The following is a 26,801-nucleotide window of genomic DNA, read 5'->3' on the forward strand; positions in this document are numbered from 1 at the left end:
CAGGTTTTGTGTTTGCTTTAGCCTACGGGTTGAAACGGCACGAACTCGGTCACTTCCAGATCGAACCCGGACACCGCCTTATAGGGCACCGGCGAGCTCATCAGGCGCATTTTGCGTACGTTCTGGTCGCGCAGGATCTGGGCGCCGATGCCCAGGGTCCGTTGCGGAAACTGCGGTGTGCGCGGCTTGCCGCCGCTGCGCTGGCGCAGTTGTTCAAGCACGCCGTCGGCGGTTTCCTTTTGTGCCAGCAATACCAGTACGCCGTTACCGGCGGCGGCGATGCTCGCCAGCGAGCGTTCGAGGGTCCACTGCTGCGACCCGCCTTCGCTTTCACACCCCAGAACGTCGCGCAATGTCTCGATGCTTTGTACCCGCACCAGCACCGGTTGCGTGCTGTCGATCCGGCCCTTGACCAGTGCCAGGTGCAACGCGCCCTGGTAGGTGTCCTGATAGGTCGTCACCTGGAACTCGCCGTGGCGGGTATGCAACGGGTATTCGTCGCCGCGCTCGATCGTGCCTTCATGCAGGATGCGGTAGTGAATCAGGTCGGCGATGGTGCCGATCCGCAAGCCATGACGTTGGGCGAACTCTTGCAACTCGGCGCCACGGGCCAGTTCGCCGTCCTCGTTGAGAATACCCACCAGGGTCGCCGCCGGCTGCAGCCCCGCCAGTCGTGTCAGGTCGCAAGCGGCCTCGACATGTCCGGCCCGCTGCATCACGCCACCGGGCAAGGCCTGCACCGGGAAGATGTGCCCCGGCTGCACCAGGTCCGCCGGGCCGCTGGCCGGGTCGACCGCCACCTGGATCGACCGCGCCCGGTCCGCCGCCGAAATGCCAGTAGACACCCCGGTGGCCGCCTCGATCGAGCGGGTAAAACCCACGCCGTGTTGCGCCCGGGAGTTGGGCACCATCAGGTCCAGGCCCAGCGCGCGGCAGCGCTGCTCGGTCAGGGCCAGGCAAATCAACCCGCGCACCTGCACCGCCATGAAGGTGACGGCTTCGGCCCCGGCATGTTCGGCGGCCATCAGCAACGAGCCTTCGCCATTGTTTTCGTCGTCGGTGATCACCACCATGTGACCCGCGCCAATGGCCTCGATCAGTTGCGGCACCGTGTTGAAAGCCAGGCCGCTCATTTGAGTGCTCCACGCAGATCGGCGCAAGCTTCTGTCAACGCTTGTGCTGCGGCTTCAACAAACGGTGCCATGCTGATAAAGCCGTGGATCATGCCTTCGTAACGCTGCACACGCACCGCCACACCGGCTTCGCGCAGGCACTCGGCCAACGCTTCGCCCTCGTCCCGCAGCGGATCGAACCCGGCGCTGAACAATGTGGTCGGCGGCAAGCCTGCCAGGCTTTCAGCTCGCAATGGCGAGGCCAATGGATCGTCCGCTTGTCCATCCTCTTGCAGGTATTGCTGCCAGAACCAGCGCATCGCCTTGGCGGAAAGCAGATAACTTTCGGCGAATTCCTCGAAGGACTGACTGTCGCATCCCGCATCGGTGACCGGGTAGAACAGGCACTGATAGCTGATCTTCGGTCCCTTGCCTTGCGCCGCCAGTTGGCTGACCGCCAGCGCCAGATTGCCACCCGCACTGTCGCCGGCCACGGCCAGCCGGCTGCCATCGAAGCCAAGCTCGGCTGCATGCGCCACCAGCCAGCAGGTCGCCGCATGACAATCGAGCGGTGCGGCCGGAAATTTGTGTTCAGGCGCCAAACGGTAGGCAACCGACACCACCACCGCCTCGGTCTGGCGCGCCAGCGAACGGCAAAGATTATCGTGGGTATCGAGATTGCCCATGACAAATCCTCCGCCATGGAAATACACCAGCAACGGCAGGTCCGGCGCTTGCGATGGCCGGTACAGCCGTGCATCCAGATCACCGTCCGCGCCGGCCACTTTCAGATCGCGCACCTCGCTCATCGGATCGCCGGGGATGGCCGGCAGCAGGTTATCGGAGAACTGCCGGTACTGAGCGGCATCGACCTGGCTGAAATCGGGTTCCGGGAGGTCGCGAAATTGCTGGAGAACCCCGGCGATCTGCTTATCGAGCGGCATGGGCATCGTCCTCTACGTCGGTCATTTGAAATTGCGGATTGGTCTCGCCCAGGATGCTTTGTACCCGGCGCTCAAGGGCCGGTTTGAAACCCTTGTGGGGCAGGATCCAGAAGCGTTTTTGCGCGACGGCGGCGAACACTAGCGCGGCCAGCTCCGCCGGGGTCATGCCCTGGCGAATGGTGCTGTCGAGCAGTTGACTGAAGTCGGATCCGGCGCTGTCCACCAGCTGGTTCGACGCCATGATTTCACTGGCCACCGGCCCCGGGCACAGCACTGAAACCGACACCGGCGCACCGAGCATGGCGAGTTCGTAATGCAGGGTTTCCGAGAGCGCGACCACCGCCTGCTTGGTCACGTTGTACGGTGCCATCAACGGACTGCTGACCAGCCCGGCAAGGGACGCGGTGTTGACCACATGGGCTGCCCGGCCCTGGCTGAGCAACAGCGGCACAAAGCTGCGAATGCCGTTGATCACGCCGCCCAGGTTGACGTCGAGCATGCGCTGCCATTGCGCCTCGGTGATCTCCCAGCTGAAACCGGTTTGCATCACCCCGGCGTTGTTGAACAGCAGGTCGACCCCGCCAAAGTGCTCGACAGCCCGGTCACGCAAGTGCTCGACCTGTTTCACCTCACCGACATCGGTGACGCAGGCAATCGCTTGCGCACCACCGGCCTTCAATTCGTCGCACAGGGCTTGCAGGCCCTCCGCATCCCGATCCGCCAGCACCAGGCGCATGCCCAGTGTCGCCGCATGTTCGGCCAGGCCTCGGCCGATACCACTGGCGGCCCCGGTAATCACCGCGACCGGCCCTTGTTCATTACTCATCGCCAACTCCTGCCATGGGTCCAATGGCGCCAGTAGAGCGGGCCTACTTAAAGCAGCCATCGTCCATTCAGACGATGCCCGCTTTTACAGGGGCGGCAGAATCCCTTACATGCGCCAACCCCGTGATCCCTTGGGAGAATAATAAGATGAGTACCCTGCACCGCATCGAAGCCAAACTGCTGGAAGACCGCTACGCCCGTGGCTGGCATTGCCTGGGCCTGGCCGCGCAATACCGCGACGGCAAGGCCCATCGCCTGGAGGTGTTCGGCACCCGCTTGGTGGCGTTCCAGGGTGAAGACGGCGAACTGCATATTCTTGATGGTTACTGCCCGCACATGGGTGCCGACCTGAGCACCGGTTGCGTTGAGGGCAACTCGATCCGCTGCCCGTTCCACGCCTGGCGCTGGGGCGCCGACGGCGTGTGCGACGACATCCCCTATGCCAAGCGCATCCCGCCACGGGCCAAAATCAAAAGCTGGCCGATCATGGAGGAAAACCAGCTGTTGTTCGTCTGGAATGACCCTGAAGGCAACCCGCCGCTGCCGGAACAACGCATTCCGCGCATCGACGCCTGCTACAGCGACGAATGGGCTGCATGGGAAGTGGCCGAGTTGCAGATTGGCACCAACTGCCGCGAACTGATCGACAACATCGCCGACATGGCGCACTTCGGCACTGTACACGGTGCACCGGTCGATGAGTTCATCAACATTTTCGAAGGCCACCTGGCCACCCAGATCATGCGCGCCCGTAGCGAGCGTCTGTCCGGTGACAGCGTGTTGAGCACTGAAGCCACCTACTTTGGCCCGGCCTATCAGATCACCGAGATGAACGGCGCCATGAACGGTCAGCCGATCCATTCGATCCTGCTCAACTGCCACGTGCCGATCGATCTGGACAGCTTCACCCTGCGCTACGGCGTGCTGGTGAAAAAAATCCCGGGGCTCAGCGAAGAGCAGAACCAGGAAATGGCCAAGGCCTACGTGGCACAGGCCCAGGCAGCCTTCTATGAAGACGTGGCCATCTGGCACAGCAAGACCCGCGTCGACAACCCGCTACTTTGCGACGGCGACGGCCCGGTCTATCAGTTGCGCCGCTGGTACGAGCAGTTCTACACCGACGTACAGGCACTGTCGGCGGACGTTGCCGAACACAAGAAGTATGTCGTGCGCGCCAGCGAACGGGTCTGATATCAGCAGCTTTTCGCCCGCCCCGGGCCTGATCGGCAGCCGCCTGTCAGGCCCTGAGCCCGAGCGTTGCAAGGAGTCGATACCGGCGCTTATTCTCGGCCACCGCCAACGCTAATAATAAAAACGGTTTTTCCCTATGCAGCAGAGCCTCAGCCTCGATACGTTCAGTGATTTGATCGGCAACCTCTATCAGGGTCCGCTGGAAAACATTCCCTGGGCGACGTTCCTCAATCAGCTCAATGTGCATCTGAACAGCAAGTACGTGACCTTCATCCTGCGTCCGCCCAGTGCCCACGTGGACGGTTTGATGGTCAACACCACCGGCACTTCGACCGAGGCGACCGCGTCGTACAACAAACACTTTTTCAGCCTCGACCCCTTTGTCGACCTGCCCAACCGCCAGGTCGTGACCCTCGCCGAGTTCGTCTCCAACGACGACTGGCAGAATTCCGAGTTCTACAAGAACTTCCTGGAACCGGTGGACGTGTTCCACATCCTCGGTGCCGACATCAACACCGTCGACGGCGCCCAGTGCCGCATCCGCATCAGCCGCGGACGTGACGACAAGCCTTTCGGCAACGAAGAAAAGGCCATGCTCACGCATTTCATTCCGCACCTGGAACGCTCGATTAAAATCCACATGCAACTCAACCGCATCGAAGCCGAGCGCAACCTGTACGCGGGCGCGGTTAACCAGATGGCGGTCGGCACGATCATCCTCGACGAGTCCGGCAAGGTGCTGCAGACCAACCAGGTGGCCGACCGGCTGATCCAGGAAAAGGACGGCATCAAACTGGTCAACGATGGCCTGCAGGTGGGCACGGCCCGGGACACCCAAGAGTTCCGCCGCCTGGTCAAGCAGTCGCTGCTGTCGCAAAAGAGCAGCAACCCGTCGGTGGTCGAAGCCCTGCGCGTGCAGCGGCCGTCCGGCAAAGCGGACCTGGGGATCATCGTGCGCTCGGTGCCATTGACCGACTGGAGCGAAGGCAAGCAGTGCCCGACCGTGGTGATTTTCATCAGCGACCCGGAACAACAGTCCACCGCACCGCAAGAAATCGTGCGCGCGCTGTTCGACTTCACCCCGGCGGAAACCCAGCTGGCAATGCTGCTGGCCAACGGTCTGACCCTGGACGAAGCCTCGGAAGAGCTGGGCATCAGCCGCAACACCTCGCGGGCCCACCTGCGCTCAACCTTCTCCAAGACCGGCGTGACCCGCCAGACCATGCTGGTGCGCCTGATCCTGCGCAGCGTGGCGACCCTCGGCTAGCCATCATTGCCGCCCTCGTCCGCTCGGACGATGGCGGCCCCCGTTGTACAGCGCACAGTGTCCTCATCCCAAACAGGGGACTGCCCCATGCGCAACTGCCCAACCATCCTCAAGACCGAACTGCTGGCGCAAAGCGGCCACTTTCAGATCGAAGCCCTGCACCTGCAATTCAGCAATGGCCAGCAGCGGGTCTACGAACGCCTGCGCGGCACCGGTTATCGCTCGGTGATGCTGGTGGCGATGCCTGATCCAGAGCATGTGCTGCTGGTGCGCGAATACGCGGTCGGTGTGGAAAAAACCATCCTCGGCCTGCCCAAGGGCGGCGCCGAGCCCGATGAAGACTACCTGCAGGCGGCGCAGCGCGAGCTGAGCGAAGAAGTCGGCCTGCGCGCCGCACGCCTCACCGAGCTGGGCGAGCTGACCCTGGCACCGGGGCATTTGTGCCATCGATACCGGGTGGTACTGGCCGAACAACTGAGCCCCTGCCAACTCGAAGGCGACGAACCCGAACCCCTTGAATGCCTGCGAGTCCCACTGGCACAGATCCCTGAACTGGTGGCCCGCGGCGACCTCCACGAAGCCAGGGCCATTGCCGCACTGTTCATGGCCATGGGCGCCCTCGCGCGAAGAACCTGACACCACACAGAACCTGTGGGAGCGGCGGTGCGGCGATCCGACTTGCCCGCGAAGAGGCCGGCATATCCAACATCCACTTCGCCTGACCCACCGCCATCGCGAGCAAGCCCGCTCCCACAGAGGATTACGGCCTGACACAGATCCCGGCAACGCCCAATAACGTTGTGGGAGCGGGCTTGCTCGCGAAGAGGCCGGCACATCCAACATCCATGGCGCCTGACGCGCCGCCATCGCGAGCAGGCTCGCTCCCACAAGGGGCGGGGCAGCTTCAAATTGATCGGCTAGTCCATTCGGACGAAGTCACCCTCGCTCTACCGCCATAACCTGTCTCTACAACAATAAAACCGTGTCGAGACTCATCATGCGCAAATCTACTTGTGCTCTGTTCATCATCCTCTGTGCGGGTGCTTCCACCAGCCTGTGCCAACTGTTCAAGAACGAAGCCTACCGACCGACCACGGCCTACTTCAGCTGTTCGAGCGCGGCCATCAACTGTTACCCGCCCGTGGTGCGCAATCTGCTGCCTTGAGCGCGATTTGCAACAGCCATAAAAAAACCACCGAATCATCGGTGGTTTTTTTGCTTCCCCGGGATCAGGTCGGCAACACCCCTCTCGCCCGGGACAAAGTCAACGCCAGGTCTTCGATCATATCTTCCTGACCACCCACAGTCCCACGTCGCCCCAGTTCCACCAGCAGCTCACGCGCCGCAATCCCGTACTTCTGCTCAGCCCGTTTGGCGAACAGCAGGAACGAGCTGTAGACCCCGGCATAACCCAACGTCAGGGCATCGCGGTCGAGGCGGATCGGCTGGTCCATCATCGGCACCACCAGGTCTTCGGCAACGTCCATGATCTTGTACAGATCCACGCCACTGTTGACTCCCATGCGCTCCAGCACCGCGACGAACACTTCCAGCGGCGTATTGCCCGCCCCTGCGCCAAGGCCCGCAACAGACCCGTCGATCCGTGCAGCACCGGCCTCGATGGCGGCCAGGGAGTTGGCGATGGCCATGCCCATGTTGTGGTGGCCGTGGAAGCCGACTTCAGTCCCGGCGTTCAGGCCGGCGCGCAGGGTACCGATCTTTTGCGTCACTTCATCGGGCAACATGTAGCCGGCCGAGTCGGTGCAATAGATGCAATTGGCACCGTAGCTTTCCATCAGCCGCGCCTGCTCCAGCAGTTTCTCCGGGCTGACCATGTGCGCCATCATCAGGAAGCCGACGGTGTCCAGGCCCATCTTCGCCGACATGCCGATGTGCTGGCCGGACACGTCCGCTTCGGTGCAATGGGTCGCCACGCGAATGGTCGAGACCCCATGCTCATGGGCCATTTTCAGGTGGTCGAGGGTGCCGATCCCCGGCAACAACAGGGCCGAAACCTTGGCCTGTTTCATCTGCGGGATCACCGCAGCGAAGTACTCTTCGTCGCTGTGGGCCGGGAAGCCGTAGTTCAACGACGCACCGCCCAGGCCATCGCCATGGGTGATTTCGATCAGCGGCACACCGGCCGCATCGAGGCCGGTGGCCACCGAAACCATTTGTTCAATGCTGATTTGATGCTGTTTGGCGTGCATGCCGTCGCGCAGGCTCATGTCGTGCAGACGGACGCTCTTACCTTGCAAATTCATGGCAATTCTCCACTCAACGGACAGGCAGTTGCAGGGTGCCCTTGTGGGCTTCTTCGGCGAACATCTCGGCCGTGCGCAAACCGGCGGCGGTCATGATGTCGAGGTTGCCGGCGGACTTGGGCAGGAAATCGCCGAGGCCTTCGACCTCGATGAAGATCGACACCTTGCGCCCGTCAAACACCGGCCCGTTGATCAACTTGTAGCCGGGCACATAGCGCTGCACCTCACGAACCATGTCCAGCACCGAGGCACGGATCGCATCCTGGTTCGGCTCGTCATCGGTCAGGCAGTGAATGGTGTCGCGCATCATCAGCGGCGGCTCGGCCGGGTTGATCACGATGATCGCCTTGCCACGTCGGGCGCCGCCGATCTTCTCCACCGCACCGGCGGTGGTGCGGGTGAATTCGTCGATGTTCTGGCGGGTGCCCGGGCCGACCGAACCGGACGACACCGTGGCAACGATTTCGCCGTAACTCACCGGCTGCACCCGCGACACCGCCGCCACCATCGGGATGGTCGCCTGGCCACCGCAGGTGACCATGTTGACGTTCATCGCCAGGCTCGACGCATGTTCCTTGAGGTTGACCGGTGGCACGCAGAACGGGCCGATGGCCGCCGGCGTGAGGTCGACCATGATCACTCCGAGCTCGTTGAGCTTGCGGCTGTTTTCCGCGTGCACGTAGGCCGAGGTGGCGTCGAAAGCGATGCGAATATCATCGTCGAGCACGTGCGGCAGCAAGCCGTCGACTCCGCCGGCGGTGGTTTTGATGCCCATTTCCCGGGCACGTTTCAGGCCTTCGGATTCGGGGTCGACGCCAACCATCCATACCGGCTCGATCCATTGCGATCGGCACATTTTCATCAGCAGATCGGTGCCGATATTGCCCGGGCCGATAATGGCCGCTCTGAGTTTTTTGCTCATGGGGTCAAACTCCAAAAGTCAGGCGCAGAAAGACACCCGGGCACTGCCCAGGCCATCGATGGTCAGAGAAAAACAGTCGCCGGCACGGGCCGGTTCCAGTGGCACCAGGGAGCCGGACAGGATAATTTCCCCGGCCTTGAACGGAATGCCGAAGGCGCCCAGGGTGTTGGCCAGCCAGGCCACCGCCGTCAATGGATTGCCCTGCACCGCCGAACCCAGGCCTTCGCTCAGGGGTTCACCGTTCTTGAACACGCGCATGCGCAAGTTCGGCAAGTCCAGCTCACGCGGGTCGACCTTGCTGTCGCCCAGCACGAATACGCCGCAGGAGGCGTTGTCAGCGACCGTGTCCTGGATGCGAATGCGCCAGTCGTGAATCCGCGAGTCGACGATCTCGAAGCACGGCATCACGTATTCGGTGGCGTCCAGCACATCGGCTTCGGTGATGCCCGGGCCGACCAGGTCGCGCTTGAGCTTGAAGGCGATTTCGCCCTCGGCGCGGGGCTGGATCAGTTTGTTGGCGGACAGGGAAATTTGCGCATCGTCGTCGAACGACATCTGCCGGGTGATGAAGCCGAAATCCGGTTGATGCACGTTGAGCATCTGTTGCACCGCCGCCGAGGTCACGCCGATCTTCTTGCCGACGATCTGGTCACCGGCCGCCACCCGACGCTCAATGGCGTACAGGGAAATGTGATAGGCGTCTTCGATGCTGATCGACGGCCAACGTTCGGTCAGCGGCGCCAGGGTGGAGCCGCTGAGCAGCGCCTGATAAAGCTCTTCGCCGAACTCACGGCGCAATTGCACGCTCATCCGCGGGCCTCCTGAAGAAACGCCAGGCACTGGCTGTTGAAATAGTCACGGTGCTCGACCTGAACCCAATGCCCGCACTCGCTGAGCATCACGAAACGGATTCTGGAACAGTTTTCGAGCATGGTCCGGGCGCCGGAGGACGGGCAGAATTTGTCGTTCATGCCCCAGAAACCGAGGATCGGGCACTGCAACTCACCCAGGCGCGACGTCATGTTCGGCACCTGCATGGTCGACAACACGCACACCGGCTGCTGTTGCACCACGGCCACGCGCTCGTTGACCGTCTCGTCGCTGATCAGGCTTTCATCGAACAGTTGCAGGGCCAGCAGGCGACGCATGCCCGCTGCGTCGTTCAGTTCACCTTTGGCGAAGGCCGCACCCATTTTCAGGATACCTTCCATCTGCAGGTAATACTGTTCCTTCTCCATCAGGCCACCGGGCGCCATCAGCACCAGCCGGCTGACACGCTGCGGTTGGTCAAGGGCCAGTTTGATCGCGATCGCGCCGCCCAGGGAGTTACCGACCAGCACACAACGCTGGATGTCGAGGGCATCGAGCAAACCGCTCAGAGCCGCGACAAAGAAGTCCAGGGTGTAGAGGGTGTCGGGTTTGTCCGAGGCGCCGTAGCCCGGCAAGTCCGGCACGATCACCCGGTAACCGGCCTCGGCAAACACCGGGTAGTTCTGCTTGAAGTTGCTGTGACCGCTGGCGCCCGGCCCGCTGCCATGGATGAAGATCACCGGCTCACCGTTGCCGCCATCCTTCCCGCTTGTATCCACATAGCGCAGCTGCAAACCATCCGGCAGCGTAACGAAGTGCCCTTGCGCTGAAGCGCCCATAAGGTGTCCTCCCGGCCTGTTGTTGTAGTCGGATTATTCAGACGGGCCGGGTGCGCAACATCGTCCGACAGGACTACGGTGCCTGTAGGAGCTGCCGAAGGCTCGGGCCGCGTTCGGACGATCTTTTGATCTTGCTTCAAAAAACAAAATCAAAAGATCGTCCGAACGCGGCCCGAGCCTTCGGCAGCTCCTACAGAGGCCCTAGTCTCATCGGACGTTGGATTACAGGGACCACAGACCTAGCATCGACGGCATTCCCGAGCGGCAAAAAGAGAATTCCCATGCTTGACCCAATGGACTTTCGCGGCAAAGTGGTACTGGTCACCGGCGGTGGCAAAGGTGTGGGTCGCGGCATCAGCCAGCGCTTTCTCGACGGCGGCGCCGAGGTAGTGATCTGCGGTCGCGAAGCCCCGCCATCCTTGCCTGCCAGCGGCGGACGCGAGGCGCTGTTCGTGCCTTGCGACCTGCGGGACGTCGAGCAATCCGGGCGCTTGATCGCGCAAATCGTCAAGCGCTTCGGCCGCCTCGATGTATTGGTCAACAACGCCGGCGGCTCACCGAATGCCGACGCTGCCACGGCTTCTCCCCGCTTCAGTGAAGCGATCATTCGCTTGAACCTGATCGCGCCACTGAACCTGTGCCAGCAAGCCAACCAGGCGATGCAGGCCCAGGCCGAGGGCGGCGCGATCATCAATATCTGCAGCGTCAGCGCCACCCGCCCCTCCCCCGGCACCGCCGCCTATGGCGCGGCCAAGGCCGGCCTGCTGAACCTGACCACTTCGCTGGCGGTGGAATGGGCGCCGAAGGTGCGGGTCAATGCGGTCACCGCCGGGCTGATTCTCACCGAGCAGGCCGCCATGCATTATGGTGACGACGCGGGCATTGCCCGGGTGGCGGCAACCATTCCATTGCAACGCCTGGCAACCCCGGAGGACATTGGCGATACCTGCCTGTACCTGGCTTCGTCTTTGGCCCGTTATGTCAGCGGCGCGGACATTGCGGTGCATGGTGCCGGTGAGCGACCGGCGTTTCTCGACGCGGCACAATCCTGAAAAGATCGCAGCCTGCGGCAGCTCCTACAGTGAAACGAGGCTGCGATCTTTCAAGCATTCGAATAACAAAAGGAGTTCCGACATGCCCGCAATCGCCAGCCATAGTGTCCCGCTCAACCTCACGCCACAAGCCGCCTGGACCAAACTGCGCGACCTGAGCCTCGCCCCGCACTACGTGCCTGGGCTGACCGGTTGCCAGTTTCATCCTGGGCCAAAGGAAGGCCTCGGAGCCAGTCGTCGGGTGTTGCGCAAGGGCGGTCAGTACCTGGATGAAAGCGTGATGCAGTGGCAGGAAGGCACGGGGTTCGTGCTGCGGTTGCACAAGGGCGGCAGTGATTCGCCCTTTCCGTTTCGCGAGGCGAGTTTCAGTTATGCCCTGCAAGCCGAAGGCATTGCCACCCGCATCACCTTGCAAATGCACTACTGCCTGCGCGGTGGCAGGTTGGCAGAGTGGTTGCTGGCCAAGGCCTTCGACAAGGTCGTGAGGCAGATTGCCGAGAACCTCAAGGCGTACTACGAAACCGGCTGCACGCAGAATTCCGATATGGCTTTGAGCACATCCAACATTGATGTCGCCTGACATGCCGCCTTCGCGAGCAAGCCCGCTCCCACAAGGGGATTGGGGTGTGCGCAAATACCAGGTTCACCCTAAAACCTGTGGGAGCGGGCTTGCTCGCGAAGGGGCCGGAACATCCAACATCAATGCCGTCTGACACACCGCCATCGCGAGCAGGCTCGCTCCCACAGGGGCCACCTCAGGAACGCACCACTTCCGAGTGAGCAATAAAACGGGTGGCGACAATCTTCCATTGGCCGGCGATACGCTGGTAACGGTCCTGATAGAACCCACCCAACTGCCGCGTCGCCCCGCTCTCGCCATCCAGGTTGAAATACCACAGGGCCCAACGGCCCTGGGCCTGATCCTCGTCCAGCATCTCGATTTCCGGGTTGGCACCATGATGCAGGTCGATCACCCGCGCATGGCAGGCCAGTTCGCGGTACAGCGCGACAAAACTGTCGCGCTCACGAAAGATCCCCAACGGACCGTAATCGATCAGCACTTCACCCTCGGCAAAGCAGTCGGCAATCACCTCGACCTGCTTGAGGTCGCAGGCGTTGAGGTAGCGATGCTTGAGCTGGCGGATGTCCTCCAGCGCTTCCAGGCGGGCGATCCGCTGTTCCAGGTTCATGCTTCACCTCGCGCAGTTACGTTAACTTCACTCCAGTAGGCTTTCATCGAGCGGATCTTTCCGTCGACATCGAACTCCATCACGTCGATCACATGCAGCGAGCACGGTTGCCCGCCCCACTCCATGTCGACCCGGAACGGTATCGCCCCGCAACCGTTGAGCGTCGCGCGCACCGGACCGGTCCGGGTTGCCGAGACCTTCATCGCCCCCAGTCCTTCACGATAAAAACGCGCGATGGCGTCGATGCCCTGCAGCGGCGCTTGGCCGACCGGGTCTTCAACGGTGGCGTCTTTGGCGTAGAGCGCGAGGATGCCCTCGATGTCGCCGGCATCCACCAGTTCCACATAACGTGCCATGGTCGTCTGAATCTGCTGTGCGCTGATCATTCAGATCACCTCGAACAGGGCGGCGGCACCCATGCCGCCACCGATGCACATGCTCACCACCACATAACGCAAACCGCGACGCTGACCTTCGACCAACGCATGGCCGACCATCCGCGCCCCGGACATGCCGAACGGATGACCGATGGAAATCGCCCCGCCATTGACGTTCAGGCGCTCGGCGGGAATGCCCAGGGTGTCGCGGCAGTACAGCACCTGACAGGCGAACGCTTCGTTCAACTCCCAGAGGCCGATGTGGTCCATGGTCAGGCCGTGGCGCTTGAGCAGCTTGGGAATCGCGTAGACCGGGCCGATGCCCATCTCGTCAGAGTTGCAACCGGCGACGGCCATGCCGCGATAGATCCCCAGCGGTTCCAGGCCACGCTTCTCGGCCATTTTCGCGCTCATCAACACCGAGGCCGACGCACCGTCGGACAACTGCGAAGCATTGCCAGCGGTGATGAAACGCCCCTTGTCGCTCCACTGACCGCCCGGCCATACCGGCTCAAGTGCGTTCAGACTCTGGAGGGTGGTGTCGATGCGGTTGCATTCGTCGCGCAGCAAGATCACGGACTCATAACCGGTTTCGCCGGTGGCCTTGTCGAACAGTGCCTTGCGGCTGGTCAGCGGCGCCAGCTCGCGGTCGAAGCGCCCGGCGCTCTGGGCCTGTGCGGTACGCAGCTGGCTCTGGTAGCTGTATTCGTCCTGCTCGTCGCGGGAGATGCCGTAGCGCGCGGAGACGATCTCGGCGGTTTCGATCATCGGGATGTAGGCGTGCGGGTCCAGTTCGATCACCGAAGCCGACTGGTTGCGATAGAGGTTCTTGTGCTTGTTCTGCACCAGGGAAATCGACTCCAGGCCACCGGCCACGGCGATGTCGATTTCGTCGCACATGATGCCTTTGGCGGCCATGGCGATGCTCATCAGGCCCGACGAGCACTGGCGCTCGACGGCCATCCCGGCAACCGATGCCGGCAAACCGCCGGCAATCGCGCACAGGCGTCCCAGGTTATAGGACTGCGTACCCTGCTGCGCGGCGGCGCCAATGATCACGTCGTCCACTTCACCCGGCTCGATGCCCGCGCGGCGCACGGCTTCGCGCACCACGTGGCCACCCAGTTGCGGCGCTTCGGTGTCATTGAACGCACCGCGAAAGGCCTTGCCGATCGGAGTACGGGCGGTCGAAACGATGACGGCTTCTTTCATGCTGGATTCCTCGAAAATTCTGCTGGTGGCTCAAGCGGGTAATAGCGGCTGATGGTGTCGACCACGCAGCCGGGACGTTCCTCGCCGTCGATGTCGACGCTGACGCGGATGGTTGCCTGCACGCCGCCCTTCACTTCCTCGACCGCAATCAATTGCGCACTGCCGCGTACCCGCGAACCGACGCGCACCACCGAAGGGAAGCGCACCCGCTCGCAGCCGTAGTTGACGCCCATGGCCAGGCCACGGACTTCGACGATCTGCGGCAGGAACAGGTTGACCAGTGACAGGCTCAGGTAGCCATGGGCGATGCAGGCGCCAAACGGGCCATCGGCGGCCTTGAGCGGATCGACGTGAATCCACTGGTGATCGCCAGTGGCGTCGGCGAACCGGTCGATGCGGTCCTGCTCCAGCAGCAGCCAGTCACTGACGCCGAGCGACTGGCCAACGGCCTTGAACAGGGCCATCGGCGTGTCGAAAATACGTGGCATGGTCACGCCCTCTGGCTTGATACCGACAACACTTCGCCGGTCATGTAGGAGCTGTAGTCGCTGGCCAGGAACATCATCACGTTGGCCACTTCCCAGACTTCGGCGGCGCGGCCGAAGGCTTCGTTGGCGGCGAGTTGATCGAGCACCGCCTGGGGCGCGGATTTGCGCAGGAAATCGTGCAGGGCGATGCTCGGGCTGACCGCATTGATGCGGATGCCGTAGTCGGCGGCCTCGACCGCGGCACAGCGAGTCAGCGCCATGACGCCGGCCTTGGCCGCGGCGTAGTGCGACTGTTCTTTCTGCGCGCGCCAGCCCAGCACCGAGGCGTTGTTGACGATCACCCCGGCACGCCGCTCCATCATTTTCGGCAGCATGGCGCGGGTCATGCGCATGGTGCCGGTGAGCGTCACATCCAGCACCCGGTTCCACTCCTCGTCGCCCATCTCCACCAGCAGGCGCGAGCCGCCGAGGCCGGCGTTGTTGATCAGCACATCGACGCCTTGCAGGTCGCGCTCGGCGCAGGCAATCAGGTGCTGCACCTGGGCTTCGTCGGCGACGTTGCAGACCTGGCCGAAGACCTGTTGCAGCCCGGTGGTCTCGCGAACTTTCACGACGGCCTCGGCCAACCGACCTTCATGGATATCGCTGATCATCAGCGCCCGGCAACCTTCCTCGGCAGCACGCACGGCGGCGGAAAAACCGATCCCGGCACCCGCCGCAGCGGTGATCAGCACCGACTTGCCGCGCAGCAGGCCGCGACCTTCAACATATTGAGGTACAGACATGAACTCTCTCCTTTCAGGCGCGCGGACGCGGCTCTTTGGGCATGCCCAAGGCACGCTCGGCGATGATGTTGCGCTGGATTTCGTTGCTGCCGCCGTACAGGGTGTCGGCGCGGCTGAACAGGTACAGCGACTGCAAGCGAGTCAGTTGGTAAGGCGCCGCTTCGAGCAACTCCGCTTCGGCGCCGAGCACGTCCATCGCCAACTTGCCGAGGCTGGCGTGCCAGGTCGACCAGAACAGCTTGTAGATGGTCGCCTCCTTGCGCAGCGAACCGTCCTGGCTACCCGAAAGCATGCGCAGCGAGTTGTAACGCATGATCCGCAGCCCGCTCCAGGCTTCCGCCAGGCGCTGGCGCAGGATCGGGTCGCGGTCGGCACCGTTGGCTTTAGCAATGGCGATGATTTCGTTGAGTTCGTTCTGGAACTGCATCTGCTGGCCGAGGGTCGACACACCGCGTTCGAAACCCAGCAACGCCATGGCGATCTTCCAGCCGTCGCCCGGCGCGCCGATGATGTTGGCGGCGTCGGTGCGGGCATCGTCGAAGAACACTTCGTTGAACTCCGAGGTGCCGGTCAGTTGCTCGATAGGCCGCACGGTGATTTGCGCCTGGGCCATCGGCACCAGCAGGAACGACAGGCCGCGATGGCCGACGCTGCCAGGTTCCGTACGAGCGATGACAAAGCACCAGTCCGATTCGTGGGCCAGGGAGGTCCAGACTTTCTGGCCATTGATCACCCATTGGCCGCTCGCCTCATCCAGCATGGCGCGGGTCTTGACGTTGGCCAGGTCGGAACCGGCGCCCGGCTCCGAATAGCCCTGGCACCAGAACGACGTGCCACTGACGATTCCCGGCAAAAAGCGCTGTTGCTGTTCAACCGTGCCGAACGCGGCAATGGTCGGCCCGGCCAGCCCTTCGCCGATATGGCCCATGCGACCGGGGCCGCCGGCGCGGGCGTATTCTTCGTGGAAAATCACTTGCCGGGTGATCGACAAGCCACGCCCGCCATGCTCCGGCGCCCAGCCGACGCAGGTCCAGCCACCCTCGGCGAGTTTGCGCTCCCAGGCTTTGCGCTCTTCGGGAAACATGTGCTCGTCGCCCGGACCGCCACGAAAACGCAGGGCCTCGAACTCACCGCAGAGGTTGGCGCTCATCCAGTCGGCCACTTCCTGGCGGAAGCGTTCGTCCTGCTCGCTGAAACTGATTTTCATGGCTGCTCTCCAAGAATCACCGAAGCAATCCGCTCGCGATGCCAGGCCGGTAGCCCGAGGAAGCTCTCGCTGGCGCGGGCGCGCTTGAAGTAGAGGTGCGGGTCATATTCCCAAGTGAAACCGACGCCACCGTGCAACTGGATCGCCTCGGACGCGCAGTGGAAATAGGTCTCGGAGCACTGCGCCTTGGCCAGCGCCGCCGCCAGCGGCAGTTCGGCCGCGACCTGCGGATCGCCCTGGGGATCAAGGACTTCCTGGGCCACGCACGCGGCGTAGTAACTGGCCGAACGCGCGCACTCGACCTGCAGCATCATGTCGGCGGCGCGGTGTTTGAGGGCCTGGAAACTGGCAATCGGGCGCCCGAACTGTTGACGTTCCTGCATGTAGGCCACGCTGAGGTCGAGCACCTGCTGCGCGCCGCCGGTCTGCTCGGCAGCCAGGCCGATGCAGGCCAGTTGCAGAATGCGCTCAAGGTGCGGCCAGCCGTGACCGAACTCACCCAGCAGCGCGCCAGCTTCAAGGTACAGGCCCTTGAGCTGGATCCGCGCCTGACGTCGGGTCTGGTCCATGGTCGGCAACATCTGCCGCTCGATGCCTGCGCTTGCGGCGCTCACGGCAAACAGGCTGATGCCCTTTTCGCCAGTGGTTCCGGGTTGTCGTGCGGCAATGACCAATAGGTCGGCGCCATGCCCGTCGAGCACATGCTTGAGCGTGCCATCGAGGACAAACCCGTCGCCTTCGGCCACCACCGTTGCCTGGACATCGTCGGCCGACCAGCCGTTGGCACTGCTGAACGCCAGGGTCGCCGTCACGCTGCCATCGGCGATCGACGGCAACCAGCGCTGTTTCTGTTCATCATTGGCGGCCAGCAACAGCGCGGGTGTGGCCATGCAGGCGGTGGCGAAAAACGGCGAGCACAGCAAACGCCGGCCCATCTGTTCGAGCAGGATCGTCAGCTCGACAAAGCCGAGGCCAAGGCCACCGTAGGTTTCGGGGATATGAATGGCGGGCCAGTACATTTCCTGGCACAACCGCTGCCAGAGGGCTTCGTCGAAGCCCCGTTCACTGACCATTGCCGCCCGCACGGCGGCAGAATCCGAGACATCGGCGAGGAAACCCTCGGCCGATGCGCGGATCATTTCCTGTTCGTCGCTGAATGCAAACTCCATCGCGGCGCCTTCTGCTCGTTTGGCGGGGCGCGCGTGGCGCAACACCCCTTTGAGCATGAAGTTTGGCGCCGCCCGGACGCGGCAGAATCGTTAGCCCTGCCTAGTCCGAACGGGTGATGTGCTGCGGTGACTGCTCAGCCGGGAAGCCGGTCAGCGGCAGTCGCCCCCCATGCGCACGAGCAGCGCTGAACGGTGCGGCTTGAAGTACGGGTTGATTTCACCGACCTGGCACGACGCCAGGTTCTGCAATTCAGCCGCGAGAGGCTCTTGCAGGAACAGCAGCCCCGCCGGACGGGACTCGGATTGCAACTGCGCCACCGTCAGCGGCGCCACCGGCCGGCCCATGTAATAGACCAGGCGGATATCCGGCTCACCGAGGGTATAAGCCTTCTGCCCCGGCTGACCGTCGGCCAGCGTGGCAACCTGCTCAAGACCACCGACCCGGTGCGACAACACCCGCGCTTCGACGAACATGTAGAACACCACGAACCCGGCCAGCATCACGTAGGGCACAACGGCCAGGACCGTGCGCCAGCGCCCCTTCAGTTCGTCGAGCAGCGCCGACCAGTGCATCGCCAGCAGTAACGCCATGGACGGATAGACCGGCAACAGGTACTTGCCATGCTTTTCGGTGAACAGGGAAAAAACCAGCAGCGGCAACAGGCTGCAGCACAGCAGCATGCCGGCCTCGCGGCGCGCGCGGATCATTGCCCAGAACTTGCGCGGCTGTACAAACACGATCAGCCAGAACGGGAAGAAATCACCGGCCAGGTACAGCAGATAGGCATACCAGGCCTCGGCGCCCTGCCCGTCGATCTTCTTCACGATGTCTTCGCTGATGATCGAGGCCCAGATTCCCCAGCCCTGGCTCACCGACACCGCCACGTACCAGGAACTGCCCAGCACCAGGGCAATCAGCCAGCCCCAACCGTCACACAGATAAGCCTTGGCCCGGGCATCGCGGTAGATCAAGGCATAGGTCAGGATCGGTGCCGTCACCCACAACAGGCAGACCGGCCCTTTGGTCAGCAGTGCGCACCCCAGCAGTACGTAGCTCAATCGACTCCACAAGGCCCGCCCCTGCAGGAAGATGAACTGCCAGGCCGCCAGCAGCGCGCCGAAGCACAGCAGGGTCAACAGCATCTCGATTTCCGAGCGCCGTGCGAACAGGCTGAAGGCACCGTTCGCGGCCAGGAACACCACGGCGAACAATCCGACCTGCCGCCCCGCCTGCCGGACGCCGTACAGATAGGTGCCAAAACAACACAAGGCGGCAGCCAGCGCCGAAGGCAGGCGCACGCTCCACTCGGACAAGCTGCCCAGCACCGCCGTTGAAACCAGGCCGGCCCAATAGAAAAACGGCGGCTTGGAGAGATACAAGTCGCCGTTCATGTAAGGCAGCAGCCAGCTACCCGCCTCGCGCATTTCGCGCACGGTAACGGCGCGGCGGGCCTCGTTGACACTGAGGAACGGCACGCTGCCCAGTCCCCAGAAAAACAGCAACGCAACCGCGATGGCCACGAGCAACGTAATATTTCGGGTCGATAACGATCCGCGCATGACCTACTCCTTCAGGCTTTTACTTTTGGCGATCAACTGCAGGTTGCGAAAATAGACAAGGGAGCCGAAGGCCTGCCCGACGATGAACACCGGGTCCTCGCGGTAAATGGCATAGGCCAGCAACAAAGTGCTGCCGACGATGCTCAGGTACCAGAAGCTCACCGGGATCACGCTGCGTTTCTTGTACTCGCTGTACAGCCACTGCAGGACAAACCGCCCGGTAAAGGCGATCTGGCCAACAAAACCGACGGTCAGCCAAAGGGCTTCGCGGGAGAGATTCATCCTTCTATCTCCTGGGCAATGGTGTTCAGCCGCGTGCGCTTGATCAGCCACCAGACGCCGAACAAATCGAGAATGCCGACCAGTGCGCGGTCGAGGTTGCCGTATTTCGACACCCCGGCCGTGCGCGGCCGGTGGTTGACCGGGTGCACGATCATGCGCCCGTTGTGACGCTGGATCAGCGCCGGAATGAAGCGGTGCATGTGGTCGAAGTATGGCAGGCGCAGGAACGCCGCGCGCTCGATCAGCTTCAGGCCGCACCCGGTGTCCGGGGTGGCGTCCTTGAGCAGACGGCGGCGCAGGTTGTTGGCGAACCGCGAGGCGTAGCGTTTGCTCGCGGTGTCGCGGCGATTGACCCGGTGCCCGGCGACCAGCTGCACATCGGCCTTGCCCGGTTCGCCGCGTACCAGCGCCAGCATGCCGGGGATGTCCGCCGGGTCGTTCTGGCCGTCGCCATCGAGGGTCGCCAGCCATTGCCCGCGGGCCTCGCGGGCGGCGTGGTACAGCGACGTGCTCTGCCCCAGCGACCGCTCGTGATGGAGGATGCGCAGGGTGTTCAGCCCGCTCTGGCGGATCTGCCGCAGTTCCTGCAGGGTCGAATCGGTGCTGCCATCGTCGACCACGATGATTTCGTACGACTCATGGGCCAACGCCACGCGAATTTCCTCTAGCAGCGGCTTGAGGTTGTTCGCTTCGTTCTTGGCGGGAATCAGTACGGATACAAAAATGTCTTGGCTCATGGAGTCACTCTCGCCTTTATTGGATTTCTTTTATCAGAGGCGAATCAAGGTGTCGTACACCGGCCGACTCGATGCAGTACTCAGCTTTTCACGGCGATGACGCCAACAGTGCCCCGTCCCGTGGACACACTCGCGCGACCTCGCACACGGTGCCCGGCCGTTTGTAAAAATCGCGTCAATATTCCATGCACTTTTTGTCATCATTGCCCTGATGACACAGCGAATTCTGTTGCCATTGGCGCCTGCCCATCTAAAGTGCACCCACGCAAGTGAAAAACATGAATCGGCTAAGGATGCAGAACCATGAGCACTGAGCAAGAGACGACTTTTGACGAACCACGGCTCAACAGCACGGAAATCCGCATTCTGGGTTCGTTGATCGAGAAAAAGGCCACCAGCCCGGAAACCTATCCCCTGACCCTCAATGCACTGGTGATCGCCTGCAACCAGAAAACCAGCCGCGAGCCGGTGATGAACCTGACGCCGGGCCAGGTCGGCCAGAGCCTGCGCGCACTCGAAGGACGCAGCTTCGCCAAGCTGGTGATGGGCAGCCGTGCCGACCGCTGGGAACACAAGGTCGACAAGGCCCTGGAACTGGTGCCGGCGCAGGTGATCCTGACCGGGCTGATGTTTCTGCGCGGCCCGCAGACCGTCAATGAACTGCTGACCCGCAGCGGCCGCATGCATGAATTCGAAGACACCGAACAGGTCGTGCATCAACTGGAACGCCTGATTGCCAGGGGCCTGGCCGTGCTGATACCGCGTCAGGCCGGCCAGCGTGAAGACCGCTACACCCACACCCTGGGTGATCCGGCGGATATCGAGGCAATCATGGCGGCCCGGCAGAACCCGTCCGAGCGCGGCAGCAGTGGGGTTTCGGTTGAAAGGATCGAAGAACTGGAAGCGCGGATTGCGGCGCTGGAAGAGCGGTTGGCACGGCTGGAATAGCCTGGATTTTTGCCTGGCACAAAACCTGTGGGAGCGAGCCTGCTCGCGAAAGCGGATTGTCAGTCACATCAATGTTGGATGTGCCGACGTTTTCGCGGGCAAGCCCGCTCCCACAGTGGATCTGTGGACTGACTGGCATTTGTGATTGGCACAGAACCTGTGAGACCTTACTCCCCGTCCCAGTAATCCACCCCATCGGCCTGCCGGGCCACCGCGACAAATCCCGATGCATTACCCTCGGCATCGACCTTGAAATCATCCATCACGGCATATTTGCCGGAATCCGGGTATTCGCAGATCTCCGGCGATTGCTGGGTGCTGACGGCCAGATACCGCAACTCGCCGTTGCTGGTATTGATGATCTGATGGGCCTTTTCAGGCCCACCCGGTGGACAGGCGATCACATCACCGGCGCGGATTGGAAAACGCTCGTCTCCCAGGCGAACGTACCCTTCCCCGGCCACGACGTAGAACATTTCCTCATTGACCCGATGGCTGTGAAACGGACTGCCGCGCATGCCCGGCTCCAGCACATACAGGCGATATCCCAGCTTTTGCGCCCCCAGTTGCTGACCGACTCGGGCCAGACGCTGTTGATAGCGACCGGCGGTTTCACCGGTCGGCGCAAATCCTTCGGGCAGCGGTTCAAGCTCGACAGTGTTCAGATTGAGAATGGGCGGGTGCATGGACACCTCCTAGCTGCGGGCAAACGCCACGGCCTTCTGGAACTGCTCATCCGTTGGCCGTACACCGGTATAGAGCACAAATTGCTCCAATGCCTGGATCGCGATCACTTCCAGCCCGGTGATGACCCGCTTGCCTTCGGCACGGGCACGCACGATCAGCGGCGTTTCCGAGGGAATCGCCACCACATCGAAGACAGTGTCTGCTTTTTCGATCACATCGCCCTCGAAGGCCAGTTGCTCGGCCTCCGGCCCTCCCGTCATGCCGATCGGGGTGACATTGACCAGCATCTGCGGGCGACAATTGCCCAGCTCTGCCTGCCACTCATAGCCCAACGACTGCGCCAGCGCCTGCCCGGCGCGCTCGTTACGGGCCACGATCAGGCCGTTCTCATAACCGCCATCGCGCAAGGCGCTCGCCACGGCCTTGGCCATGCCGCCGCTGCCGCGCAGGGCAAAGGTCGAGTCCTTGGGCACCTGGTGTTTTTCCAGCAACTGGGCAACGGCGATGTAATCGGTGTTGTAGGCCTTGAGATGACCGTCGGTGTTGACGATGGTGTTGATCGATTGAATGGCGGCGGCAGAAGCGTCGAGTTCATCCACCAGGGCAATGCAGGCTTCCTTGAACGGCATCGACACGCCACAACCACGAATGCGCAGGGCGCGAATGCCGGCGACGGCGCCCGGCAGGTCCTGGCTGGCAAAGGCCTTGTAGTAAAAATTCAGGCCCAGTTGTTCATACAGATGATTATGAAAACGCAGGCCAAAGTTCCCGGGGCGCCCTGAAAGGGACATGCACAGCTGGGTGTCTTTGTTGGGGTTCATCTGCATGGCAAAGCTCCTTCAAATGCACTTTTCGGATGGACGGGATTAGCCGTCCATCGGGATCTGATCGATCATGAAAGCCTGGACGCACAGGCTTGAACAGGTCGGTAAGAAAGTCGGTACAGACCTTACACAAAATTTACCTGGCGGCCGTGCTGTTTTTCGAAAAAACGCTGTCTTAGAAGTATCCCCGCGACAATCCCTGGGTCTATTGCAGACGCAGGCGCCGGGCTGAAGAAACGAGGAACTATCATGATCCGTAAAATCCCCACAGTAGCCTTGCTGATCGGCGCCCTCGCTATCGCGGGACAGGCGCAAGCCCATGGTGGTGGCAATTACTGGCAGGGTCCGGCGGTGTTTGGCGCGATCGTCGGTACTGCCATCGTAGGTTCGGCTCTGATCAACGCCAACCGCCCGGTCTATGTCGCGCCGCAACCGGTCTACGCTCCACCGCCTCCGGTTTATTACGCGCCACCGCCCCCGGTTTACTACCAGCCGGCCCCGGTCTACGTGCAGCAACCGATCTACTACCGCCCGGCCCCGGTGTACTACGGGCCACCCCGTGGTTACTACGGCCCGCCACGCGGCTACTACGGCCCGCCACACGGCCGCTGGTAACGAACTCATCAAGCCCCGCTGAAACAGCGGGGCTTTTTTATGGGATTTCACGGAATCCCGGGGGGGAACACAGATAACGAAATATCTGTAGGAGCTGCCGAAGGCTGCGATCTTTTGATTTTGCTTTTGCTTTTGCGATCTGGAGATTACTGAAGATCAAAAGATCGCAGCCTTCGGCAGCTCCTACAGGTATCGGTGTTTCCCGGAATGACATGAACTACCTTTTTATGCCCATTGGGCGGTGCAGGTCTGGATAAATCTCGCCAAGGTCGCTATCGGGACAGTGCGTGCGGCAGAAACGGGCAAGATGGACTCGACCGGTTTTCTGCCGTGTGGCGAAAAACGGTCATATTTTTGTCATGACAGATCCGCAAGCTCGGTGCTGTCCGTCGAAAACAGGTTGATAACAACAAGGACGACCACATGCCAACGCAAAACCCGCACCGCATTGTCGGTCTGTGCACCTCCAGCAAGGTGTACAACGCACTGACCGAACTCAAGCACCTGGAAGGTCATCGCAGCGCCAAGTTTCTCTCGCTGCTGACGCAAAACCTGGTGCGCAAGGGCCTGCTCAACGAGCAGGAAGTGGTCAATATGCTCGATCAGGTGGTCAACTGACCGACCAACGGTCATTTGCCCCCGCTGGCATCAATGACCACTATCGAAAGCGTTGATTACTCCTCGAGGCACCCGGACCTTAAAGTAGCTCCACAGATTGATGGAGGTACTTTTCATGTCCCAGGTTCAGATCATGTCCGTTATCGGCAGCGCCGTCCCCGCACAGCTCAGAGAGTTGGGCATGCTCGCCTGCTGGTATCTGGTGCAGGACGGTGTGCAGATCAGTGGCCCGCTGACTTCGCTGCCCGCCGCCCGTGAGCTGTCGCAACGCATCGGCACCGGCCAGTCCGGCAGGTTCAGCGCCTAGGGTAGCTGCACCCGCGGTTTGGTTTCGATGAAAATGTCCCAGCTGGCCATGAACAGGGCCGCGATCAACGGGCCGATGACAAAGCCGTTGAGCCCGAAAATCGCCAGGCCGCCGAGGGTCGAGATCAGGATCATGTAATCCGGCATCCGGGTGTCCTTGCCCACCAGAATCGGTCGAAGCACGTTATCCACCAGGCCGATCACGAAGATCCCGAACAATCCCAGCACCACGCCCTGCCAGATCGCCCCGGTGAGCAGGAAAAACGCGGCCACCGGCACCCAGACAATCCCCGCCCCCACCGCCGGCAACAGCGACAGAAACGCCATCAACACCGCCCAGAGCAATACGCTGGGAATGTCCAGGAACCAGAAAATCAGGCCACCCAGCGCGCCCTGTGTGATCGCCACCAGCAGGTTGCCCTTGACCGTAGCCCGTACCACGCGATTGAACTTGAGCTGCAAACGACGTTTCTGCTGTTCCTCCAACGGCACCGCCGCACGCACCTTGCGCGCCAGTTCCGCGCCGTCGCGCAGGAAGAAGAACAGCAGGTACAGCATGATGAAGAAACTGACGATGAACTCGAACGTGCCCTGGCCAAAAATGAAGGCCTGGGCGGCCAGTTCCTGTCCACCGGTCATCGCACTCTTGACGATTTTTTCTCGCAAACCGTTCAGCTCGCCCATGCCGAAGCGATCCAGCAGGTGCTGGAAATACGGCGGCAGGATGTGCTTGAACTGCGCCACGTACCCGGCGATGTCCAGTTCGCCGCTCTCGATGTTCTTGTAGAGCGCGGCCCCCTCCTGGATCAGGAGGATGCTGAGGACTATCACTGGCAGGATCGCAATCAACAGGCAGATGCTCAGCGTGAGCAGTGACGTGAGGTTGCGCTCCCAGCCGAACTTCAGCTGCAGCCGCCGTTGCAGCGGTGCAAAGAGGATGCCGAGGATTACCGCCCAGAACACAGCGCCGTAGAACGGCAGCAGGATCCAGATGAAGGCGATGCTCACCAGGGCCAGAAGGATGGTCAGCGATCTGTCTTTCAGGGTTTCTTCGTTCATATCCGATCCATGCTCGCCGGGACGAAACACTTCCGTCCTGATGTTTAGTCCGCTACGGCTCGCGCGAGTGCCATCTCTTTGTTGACCAGACATGGATCCAGGTCAATAAACGCTCCGTGCCGAGCGTTTATCCTGCGCGGCTTTTGCGACGACACCACCATGAACCTCACCGCGCCAGAACTGCTCGCCCCCGCCGGCACCCTGAAAAACATGCGTTATGCCTTCGCCTATGGCGCCGATGCCGTGTACGCCGGCCAGCCGCGCTACAGCCTGCGGGTGCGCAACAACGAATTCGACCACGCCAACCTCGCCCTCGGCATTCGCGAGGCCCAGGCGCAGGGCAAACGCTTCTACGTGGTGGTGAACATTGCGCCGCACAACGCCAAGCTCAAGACATTCCTCAAGGACCTTGAACCGGTGATCGCCATGGCCCCCGATGCGCTGATCATGTCCGACCCCGGCTTGATCATGCTGGTGCGCCGGCACTACCCGCAGATGCCGGTCCACCTTTCGGTGCAGGCCAATACCGTGAACTGGGCCAGCGTCGAGTTCTGGCAGCAACAGGGCTTGAGCCGGATCATCCTGTCGCGGGAGCTGTCGCTGGAAGAGATCGCCGAGATCCGCGGACAAGTGCCTGCCATGGAACTGGAGGTGTTCGTGCATGGCGCGTTGTGCATGGCCTATTCCGGGCGCTGCCTGCTGTCGGGGTACATGAACAGGCGCGACGCCAATCAGGGCTCCTGCACCAACGCCTGTCGCTGGAAATACACGGCGCAGCCGGCCACGGAAAACCAGTTGGGCGAGATCGTGCAGACATTCGATCCCGAACCGACCCTGGGCATCGGCGCACCCACCGATCAGGTGTTCCTGTTGCAGGAAGCCAATCGTCCCGGCGAACAGATGCCCGCCTTCGAAGACGAACACGGCACGTACATCATGAACGCCAAGGATCTGCGTGCCGTGCAGCACGTCGAACGCCTGACGCAGATGGGCGTGCATTCGCTGAAAATCGAAGGCCGGACCAAATCGCACTTTTATTGCGCGCGCACCACCCAGGTTTATCGCCGGGCCATCGACGACGCCGCGGCCGGCCGGACCTTCGACCGTGGCCTGATGAGCGACCTGGAATCCCTCGCCCAGCGCGGCTACACCGAAGGTTTTCTGCGTCGCCATGTGCATGACGAATACCAGAACTACCAGAACGGCAGCTCAGTGTCGGAACGGCAACAGTTTGTCGGTGAGCTGACCGGGCAGCGCCGGGATCGCCTGGCCGAGGTCAAGGTGAAAAACCGTTTCGGCGTGGGCGACCACATGGAGCTGATGACGCCCAAGGGCAACTTCCACTTCGATCTGCATCAGCTGCAGAACGCCAAGGGTGAAGCGATCGACGTTGCACCGGGCGATGGGCATACGGTGTATTTGCCGATACCGGATGCGGTGGATCTGCAGTTTGGGTTGTTGATGCGGGACGTAGGTGTGAACTGACCTTCAAATACACACAAAACCCTGTG

The 26,801-nt window shown here is 62.0% G+C and carries 31 protein-coding genes; 11 read left to right on the forward strand and 20 right to left on the reverse strand.

The genetic code is table 11. From position 1 onward, the window contains the following. Positions 1–17 precede the first annotated feature (17 nt). The 3 genes from KW846_RS22055 to KW846_RS22065 are packed head-to-tail and all read right to left on the reverse strand — an operon-like array spanning position 18 to position 2,882. Entirely contained in the window at positions 18–1,133 is a 1,116-nt protein-coding gene (locus tag KW846_RS22055) for a 3,4-dihydroxy-2-butanone-4-phosphate synthase (RefSeq protein ID WP_218485236.1), read from the reverse strand. Beyond that, on the reverse strand, positions 1,130–2,056 hold the full coding sequence (locus KW846_RS22060; protein WP_218485239.1) for an alpha/beta hydrolase: 927 nt from the start codon (positions 2,054–2,056) through the stop codon (positions 1,130–1,132). Before KW846_RS22060 ends, KW846_RS22055 begins: the two co-directional genes overlap by 4 nt. Further along, positions 2,043–2,882: an SDR family NAD(P)-dependent oxidoreductase gene (locus tag KW846_RS22065; protein WP_218485241.1), complete on the reverse strand. Its 840-nt coding sequence runs from the start codon at positions 2,880–2,882 to the stop codon at positions 2,043–2,045. Before KW846_RS22065 ends, KW846_RS22060 begins: the two co-directional genes overlap by 14 nt. A 146-nt stretch (positions 2,883–3,028) precedes the next feature. Here KW846_RS22065 and KW846_RS22070 point away from each other — a divergent pair, with 146 nt between their 5' ends. The 4 genes from KW846_RS22070 (at position 3,029) to KW846_RS22085 (ending at position 6,504) form a co-directional block, all read left to right on the forward strand. Further along, a complete protein-coding gene (locus KW846_RS22070; RefSeq protein WP_218485243.1) occupies positions 3,029–4,072 on the forward strand; it encodes a Rieske 2Fe-2S domain-containing protein in 1,044 nt (347 codons plus the stop codon). 136 nt (positions 4,073–4,208) lie between these two features. Beyond that, a complete protein-coding gene (locus KW846_RS22075) occupies positions 4,209–5,339 on the forward strand; it encodes a helix-turn-helix transcriptional regulator (RefSeq protein ID WP_007986294.1) in 1,131 nt (376 codons plus the stop codon). 87 nt (positions 5,340–5,426) lie between these two features. Further along, positions 5,427–5,975, forward strand: coding sequence for an ADP compounds hydrolase NudE (gene nudE, locus KW846_RS22080; protein ID WP_007976886.1), 549 nt, complete (start codon positions 5,427–5,429; stop codon positions 5,973–5,975). 361 nt (positions 5,976–6,336) lie between these two features. Further along, a complete protein-coding gene (locus tag KW846_RS22085; RefSeq protein WP_218485245.1) occupies positions 6,337–6,504 on the forward strand; it encodes a hypothetical protein in 168 nt (55 codons plus the stop codon). A 64-nt stretch (positions 6,505–6,568) separates the two neighbouring features. Here KW846_RS22085 and dmpG read toward each other — a convergent pair whose 3' ends face one another. From dmpG to KW846_RS22105, 4 genes are read right to left on the reverse strand one after another with little or no spacing between them, the layout of a single operon-like run. Then, a complete protein-coding gene (gene dmpG / locus KW846_RS22090) occupies positions 6,569–7,603 on the reverse strand; it encodes a 4-hydroxy-2-oxovalerate aldolase (protein ID WP_218485247.1) in 1,035 nt (344 codons plus the stop codon). 13 nt (positions 7,604–7,616) lie between these two features. Beyond that, positions 7,617–8,525: an acetaldehyde dehydrogenase (acetylating) gene (locus KW846_RS22095; RefSeq protein WP_218485249.1), complete on the reverse strand. Its 909-nt coding sequence runs from the start codon at positions 8,523–8,525 to the stop codon at positions 7,617–7,619. Positions 8,526–8,543: 18 nt separating this feature from the next. After that, the gene (locus KW846_RS22100) at positions 8,544–9,335 is read right to left on the reverse strand and encodes a fumarylacetoacetate hydrolase family protein (protein ID WP_007976879.1); all 792 of its coding nucleotides are present in this window, start codon (positions 9,333–9,335) and stop codon (positions 8,544–8,546) included. Next, positions 9,332–10,174, reverse strand: a complete 843-nt coding sequence (locus tag KW846_RS22105; RefSeq protein ID WP_218485251.1) for an alpha/beta fold hydrolase — start codon at positions 10,172–10,174, stop codon at positions 9,332–9,334. Before KW846_RS22105 ends, KW846_RS22100 begins: the two co-directional genes overlap by 4 nt. Positions 10,175–10,455: 281 nt before the next feature. Between KW846_RS22105 and KW846_RS22110 the strand changes: the two genes are divergently transcribed. Both KW846_RS22110 and KW846_RS22115 read left to right on the forward strand, forming a co-directional pair. Further along, positions 10,456–11,226, forward strand: coding sequence for an SDR family oxidoreductase (locus tag KW846_RS22110; RefSeq protein WP_218485253.1), 771 nt, complete (start codon positions 10,456–10,458; stop codon positions 11,224–11,226). 82 nt (positions 11,227–11,308) lie between these two features. Beyond that, on the forward strand, positions 11,309–11,806 hold the full coding sequence (locus KW846_RS22115; protein ID WP_218485255.1) for an SRPBCC family protein: 498 nt from the start codon (positions 11,309–11,311) through the stop codon (positions 11,804–11,806). A 175-nt stretch (positions 11,807–11,981) separates the two neighbouring features. On the opposite strand, the gene KW846_RS22120 is transcribed toward KW846_RS22115, so the two are convergent. From KW846_RS22120 to KW846_RS22165, 10 genes are all read right to left on the reverse strand, one after another. Further along, positions 11,982–12,416, reverse strand: coding sequence for a nuclear transport factor 2 family protein (locus tag KW846_RS22120; protein WP_218485257.1), 435 nt, complete (start codon positions 12,414–12,416; stop codon positions 11,982–11,984). After that, positions 12,413–12,802 carry a steroid Delta-isomerase gene (locus KW846_RS22125; RefSeq protein ID WP_218485260.1) on the reverse strand — a complete coding sequence of 130 codons (390 nt, stop codon included), beginning with the start codon at positions 12,800–12,802 and terminating at the stop codon, positions 12,413–12,415. Before KW846_RS22125 ends, KW846_RS22120 begins: the two co-directional genes overlap by 4 nt. Next, the gene (locus tag KW846_RS22130) at positions 12,803–14,005 is read right to left on the reverse strand and encodes an acetyl-CoA C-acyltransferase (RefSeq protein WP_218485263.1); all 1,203 of its coding nucleotides are present in this window, start codon (positions 14,003–14,005) and stop codon (positions 12,803–12,805) included. Continuing rightward, on the reverse strand, positions 14,002–14,493 hold the full coding sequence (locus tag KW846_RS22135; RefSeq protein WP_218485265.1) for a MaoC family dehydratase: 492 nt from the start codon (positions 14,491–14,493) through the stop codon (positions 14,002–14,004). Before KW846_RS22135 ends, KW846_RS22130 begins: the two co-directional genes overlap by 4 nt. A 2-nt stretch (positions 14,494–14,495) precedes the next feature. Beyond that, positions 14,496–15,278, reverse strand: coding sequence for an SDR family oxidoreductase (locus KW846_RS22140; protein WP_218485267.1), 783 nt, complete (start codon positions 15,276–15,278; stop codon positions 14,496–14,498). Positions 15,279–15,291: 13 nt separating this feature from the next. Further along, a complete protein-coding gene (locus KW846_RS22145; RefSeq protein WP_218485268.1) occupies positions 15,292–16,485 on the reverse strand; it encodes an acyl-CoA dehydrogenase family protein in 1,194 nt (397 codons plus the stop codon). Continuing rightward, a complete protein-coding gene (locus tag KW846_RS22150; RefSeq protein ID WP_218485270.1) occupies positions 16,482–17,654 on the reverse strand; it encodes an acyl-CoA dehydrogenase family protein in 1,173 nt (390 codons plus the stop codon). The genes KW846_RS22145 and KW846_RS22150 overlap by 4 nt, the downstream gene beginning before the upstream one ends. Positions 17,655–17,804: 150 nt before the next feature. Then, entirely contained in the window at positions 17,805–19,214 is a 1,410-nt protein-coding gene (locus tag KW846_RS22155) for a glycosyltransferase family 39 protein (protein WP_218485272.1), read from the reverse strand. A gap of 3 nt (positions 19,215–19,217) precedes the next feature. Beyond that, entirely contained in the window at positions 19,218–19,496 is a 279-nt protein-coding gene (locus tag KW846_RS22160; protein ID WP_218485274.1) for a lipid-A-disaccharide synthase N-terminal domain-containing protein, read from the reverse strand. Further along, positions 19,493–20,233, reverse strand: coding sequence for a glycosyltransferase family 2 protein (locus KW846_RS22165; protein WP_218485276.1), 741 nt, complete (start codon positions 20,231–20,233; stop codon positions 19,493–19,495). Before KW846_RS22165 ends, KW846_RS22160 begins: the two co-directional genes overlap by 4 nt. A 303-nt stretch (positions 20,234–20,536) precedes the next feature. On the opposite strand from KW846_RS22165, the gene KW846_RS22170 reads away from it, so the two are divergent. Then, entirely contained in the window at positions 20,537–21,181 is a 645-nt protein-coding gene (locus KW846_RS22170) for a YceH family protein (RefSeq protein ID WP_218485278.1), read from the forward strand. 167 nt (positions 21,182–21,348) lie between these two features. Here KW846_RS22170 and KW846_RS22175 read toward each other — a convergent pair whose 3' ends face one another. Next, positions 21,349–21,867: a cupin domain-containing protein gene (locus KW846_RS22175; protein WP_007976851.1), complete on the reverse strand. Its 519-nt coding sequence runs from the start codon at positions 21,865–21,867 to the stop codon at positions 21,349–21,351. A 9-nt stretch (positions 21,868–21,876) separates the two neighbouring features. Then, entirely contained in the window at positions 21,877–22,695 is an 819-nt protein-coding gene (locus KW846_RS22180; protein WP_218485280.1) for a shikimate 5-dehydrogenase, read from the reverse strand. A gap of 246 nt (positions 22,696–22,941) precedes the next feature. Here KW846_RS22180 and KW846_RS22185 point away from each other — a divergent pair, with 246 nt between their 5' ends. From KW846_RS22185 to KW846_RS22195, 3 genes are all read left to right on the forward strand, one after another. After that, positions 22,942–23,307, forward strand: coding sequence for a hypothetical protein (locus KW846_RS22185; protein ID WP_218485282.1), 366 nt, complete (start codon positions 22,942–22,944; stop codon positions 23,305–23,307). Positions 23,308–23,730: 423 nt separating this feature from the next. Next, positions 23,731–23,925 carry a hypothetical protein gene (locus KW846_RS22190; protein WP_007976845.1) on the forward strand — a complete coding sequence of 65 codons (195 nt, stop codon included), beginning with the start codon at positions 23,731–23,733 and terminating at the stop codon, positions 23,923–23,925. A 115-nt stretch (positions 23,926–24,040) separates the two neighbouring features. Continuing rightward, on the forward strand, positions 24,041–24,232 hold the full coding sequence (locus KW846_RS22195; RefSeq protein WP_007976842.1) for a hypothetical protein: 192 nt from the start codon (positions 24,041–24,043) through the stop codon (positions 24,230–24,232). On the opposite strand, the gene KW846_RS22200 is transcribed toward KW846_RS22195, so the two are convergent. Further along, positions 24,229–25,290, reverse strand: a complete 1,062-nt coding sequence (locus KW846_RS22200) for an AI-2E family transporter (RefSeq protein ID WP_007976839.1) — start codon at positions 25,288–25,290, stop codon at positions 24,229–24,231. The genes KW846_RS22195 and KW846_RS22200 overlap by 4 nt on opposite strands. 159 nt (positions 25,291–25,449) lie before the next feature. Here KW846_RS22200 and yegQ point away from each other — a divergent pair, with 159 nt between their 5' ends. Further along, positions 25,450–26,775, forward strand: coding sequence for a tRNA 5-hydroxyuridine modification protein YegQ (yegQ, locus tag KW846_RS22205; RefSeq protein WP_218485284.1), 1,326 nt, complete (start codon positions 25,450–25,452; stop codon positions 26,773–26,775). Positions 26,776–26,801: the final 26 nt, after the last annotated feature.

This window comes from Pseudomonas sp. PDM32, assembly GCF_019219225.1.
GTDB classification, from domain to species: Bacteria; Pseudomonadota; Gammaproteobacteria; order Pseudomonadales; family Pseudomonadaceae; genus Aquipseudomonas; species Aquipseudomonas laurylsulfatiphila.

Bases quoted from the DNA above. Each gene is read 5' to 3' on its own strand.
- KW846_RS22130 (WP_218485263.1), bottom strand. From the start codon at position 14,005: ATGAAAGAAGCCGTCATCGTTTCGACCGCCCGTACTCCGATCGGCAAG.
- KW846_RS22200 (WP_007976839.1), bottom strand. From the start codon at position 25,290: ATGAACGAAGAAACCCTGAAAGACAGATCGCTGACCATCCTTCTGGCC.
- KW846_RS22190 (WP_007976845.1), top strand. From the start codon at position 23,731: ATGCCAACGCAAAACCCGCACCGCATTGTCGGTCTGTGCACCTCCAGC.
- KW846_RS22180 (WP_218485280.1), bottom strand. From the start codon at position 22,695: ATGCAGATGAACCCCAACAAAGACACCCAGCTGTGCATGTCCCTTTCA.
- KW846_RS22170 (WP_218485278.1), top strand. From the start codon at position 20,537: ATGAGCACTGAGCAAGAGACGACTTTTGACGAACCACGGCTCAACAGC.
- KW846_RS22165 (WP_218485276.1), bottom strand. From the start codon at position 20,233: ATGAGCCAAGACATTTTTGTATCCGTACTGATTCCCGCCAAGAACGAA.
- KW846_RS22100 (WP_007976879.1), bottom strand. From the start codon at position 9,335: ATGAGCGTGCAATTGCGCCGTGAGTTCGGCGAAGAGCTTTATCAGGCG.
- KW846_RS22085 (WP_218485245.1), top strand. From the start codon at position 6,337: ATGCGCAAATCTACTTGTGCTCTGTTCATCATCCTCTGTGCGGGTGCT.
- KW846_RS22150 (WP_218485270.1), bottom strand. From the start codon at position 17,654: ATGGAGTTTGCATTCAGCGACGAACAGGAAATGATCCGCGCATCGGCC.
- KW846_RS22115 (WP_218485255.1), top strand. From the start codon at position 11,309: ATGCCCGCAATCGCCAGCCATAGTGTCCCGCTCAACCTCACGCCACAA.
- KW846_RS22055 (WP_218485236.1), bottom strand. From the start codon at position 1,133: ATGAGCGGCCTGGCTTTCAACACGGTGCCGCAACTGATCGAGGCCATT.
- KW846_RS22120 (WP_218485257.1), bottom strand. From the start codon at position 12,416: ATGAACCTGGAACAGCGGATCGCCCGCCTGGAAGCGCTGGAGGACATC.
- dmpG (WP_218485247.1), bottom strand. From the start codon at position 7,603: ATGAATTTGCAAGGTAAGAGCGTCCGTCTGCACGACATGAGCCTGCGC.
- KW846_RS22105 (WP_218485251.1), bottom strand. From the start codon at position 10,174: ATGGGCGCTTCAGCGCAAGGGCACTTCGTTACGCTGCCGGATGGTTTG.
- KW846_RS22145 (WP_218485268.1), bottom strand. From the start codon at position 16,485: ATGAAAATCAGTTTCAGCGAGCAGGACGAACGCTTCCGCCAGGAAGTG.
- KW846_RS22075 (WP_007986294.1), top strand. From the start codon at position 4,209: ATGCAGCAGAGCCTCAGCCTCGATACGTTCAGTGATTTGATCGGCAAC.
- KW846_RS22160 (WP_218485274.1), bottom strand. From the start codon at position 19,496: ATGAATCTCTCCCGCGAAGCCCTTTGGCTGACCGTCGGTTTTGTTGGC.
- KW846_RS22195 (WP_007976842.1), top strand. From the start codon at position 24,041: ATGTCCCAGGTTCAGATCATGTCCGTTATCGGCAGCGCCGTCCCCGCA.
- KW846_RS22140 (WP_218485267.1), bottom strand. From the start codon at position 15,278: ATGTCTGTACCTCAATATGTTGAAGGTCGCGGCCTGCTGCGCGGCAAG.
- KW846_RS22065 (WP_218485241.1), bottom strand. From the start codon at position 2,882: ATGAGTAATGAACAAGGGCCGGTCGCGGTGATTACCGGGGCCGCCAGT.
- KW846_RS22060 (WP_218485239.1), bottom strand. From the start codon at position 2,056: ATGCCGCTCGATAAGCAGATCGCCGGGGTTCTCCAGCAATTTCGCGAC.
- KW846_RS22070 (WP_218485243.1), top strand. From the start codon at position 3,029: ATGAGTACCCTGCACCGCATCGAAGCCAAACTGCTGGAAGACCGCTAC.
- KW846_RS22095 (WP_218485249.1), bottom strand. From the start codon at position 8,525: ATGAGCAAAAAACTCAGAGCGGCCATTATCGGCCCGGGCAATATCGGC.
- KW846_RS22185 (WP_218485282.1), top strand. From the start codon at position 22,942: ATGATCCGTAAAATCCCCACAGTAGCCTTGCTGATCGGCGCCCTCGCT.
- KW846_RS22125 (WP_218485260.1), bottom strand. From the start codon at position 12,802: ATGATCAGCGCACAGCAGATTCAGACGACCATGGCACGTTATGTGGAA.
- KW846_RS22110 (WP_218485253.1), top strand. From the start codon at position 10,456: ATGCTTGACCCAATGGACTTTCGCGGCAAAGTGGTACTGGTCACCGGC.
- KW846_RS22135 (WP_218485265.1), bottom strand. From the start codon at position 14,493: ATGCCACGTATTTTCGACACGCCGATGGCCCTGTTCAAGGCCGTTGGC.
- KW846_RS22155 (WP_218485272.1), bottom strand. From the start codon at position 19,214: ATGCGCGGATCGTTATCGACCCGAAATATTACGTTGCTCGTGGCCATC.
- KW846_RS22175 (WP_007976851.1), bottom strand. From the start codon at position 21,867: ATGCACCCGCCCATTCTCAATCTGAACACTGTCGAGCTTGAACCGCTG.
- yegQ (WP_218485284.1), top strand. From the start codon at position 25,450: ATGAACCTCACCGCGCCAGAACTGCTCGCCCCCGCCGGCACCCTGAAA.
- nudE (WP_007976886.1), top strand. From the start codon at position 5,427: ATGCGCAACTGCCCAACCATCCTCAAGACCGAACTGCTGGCGCAAAGC.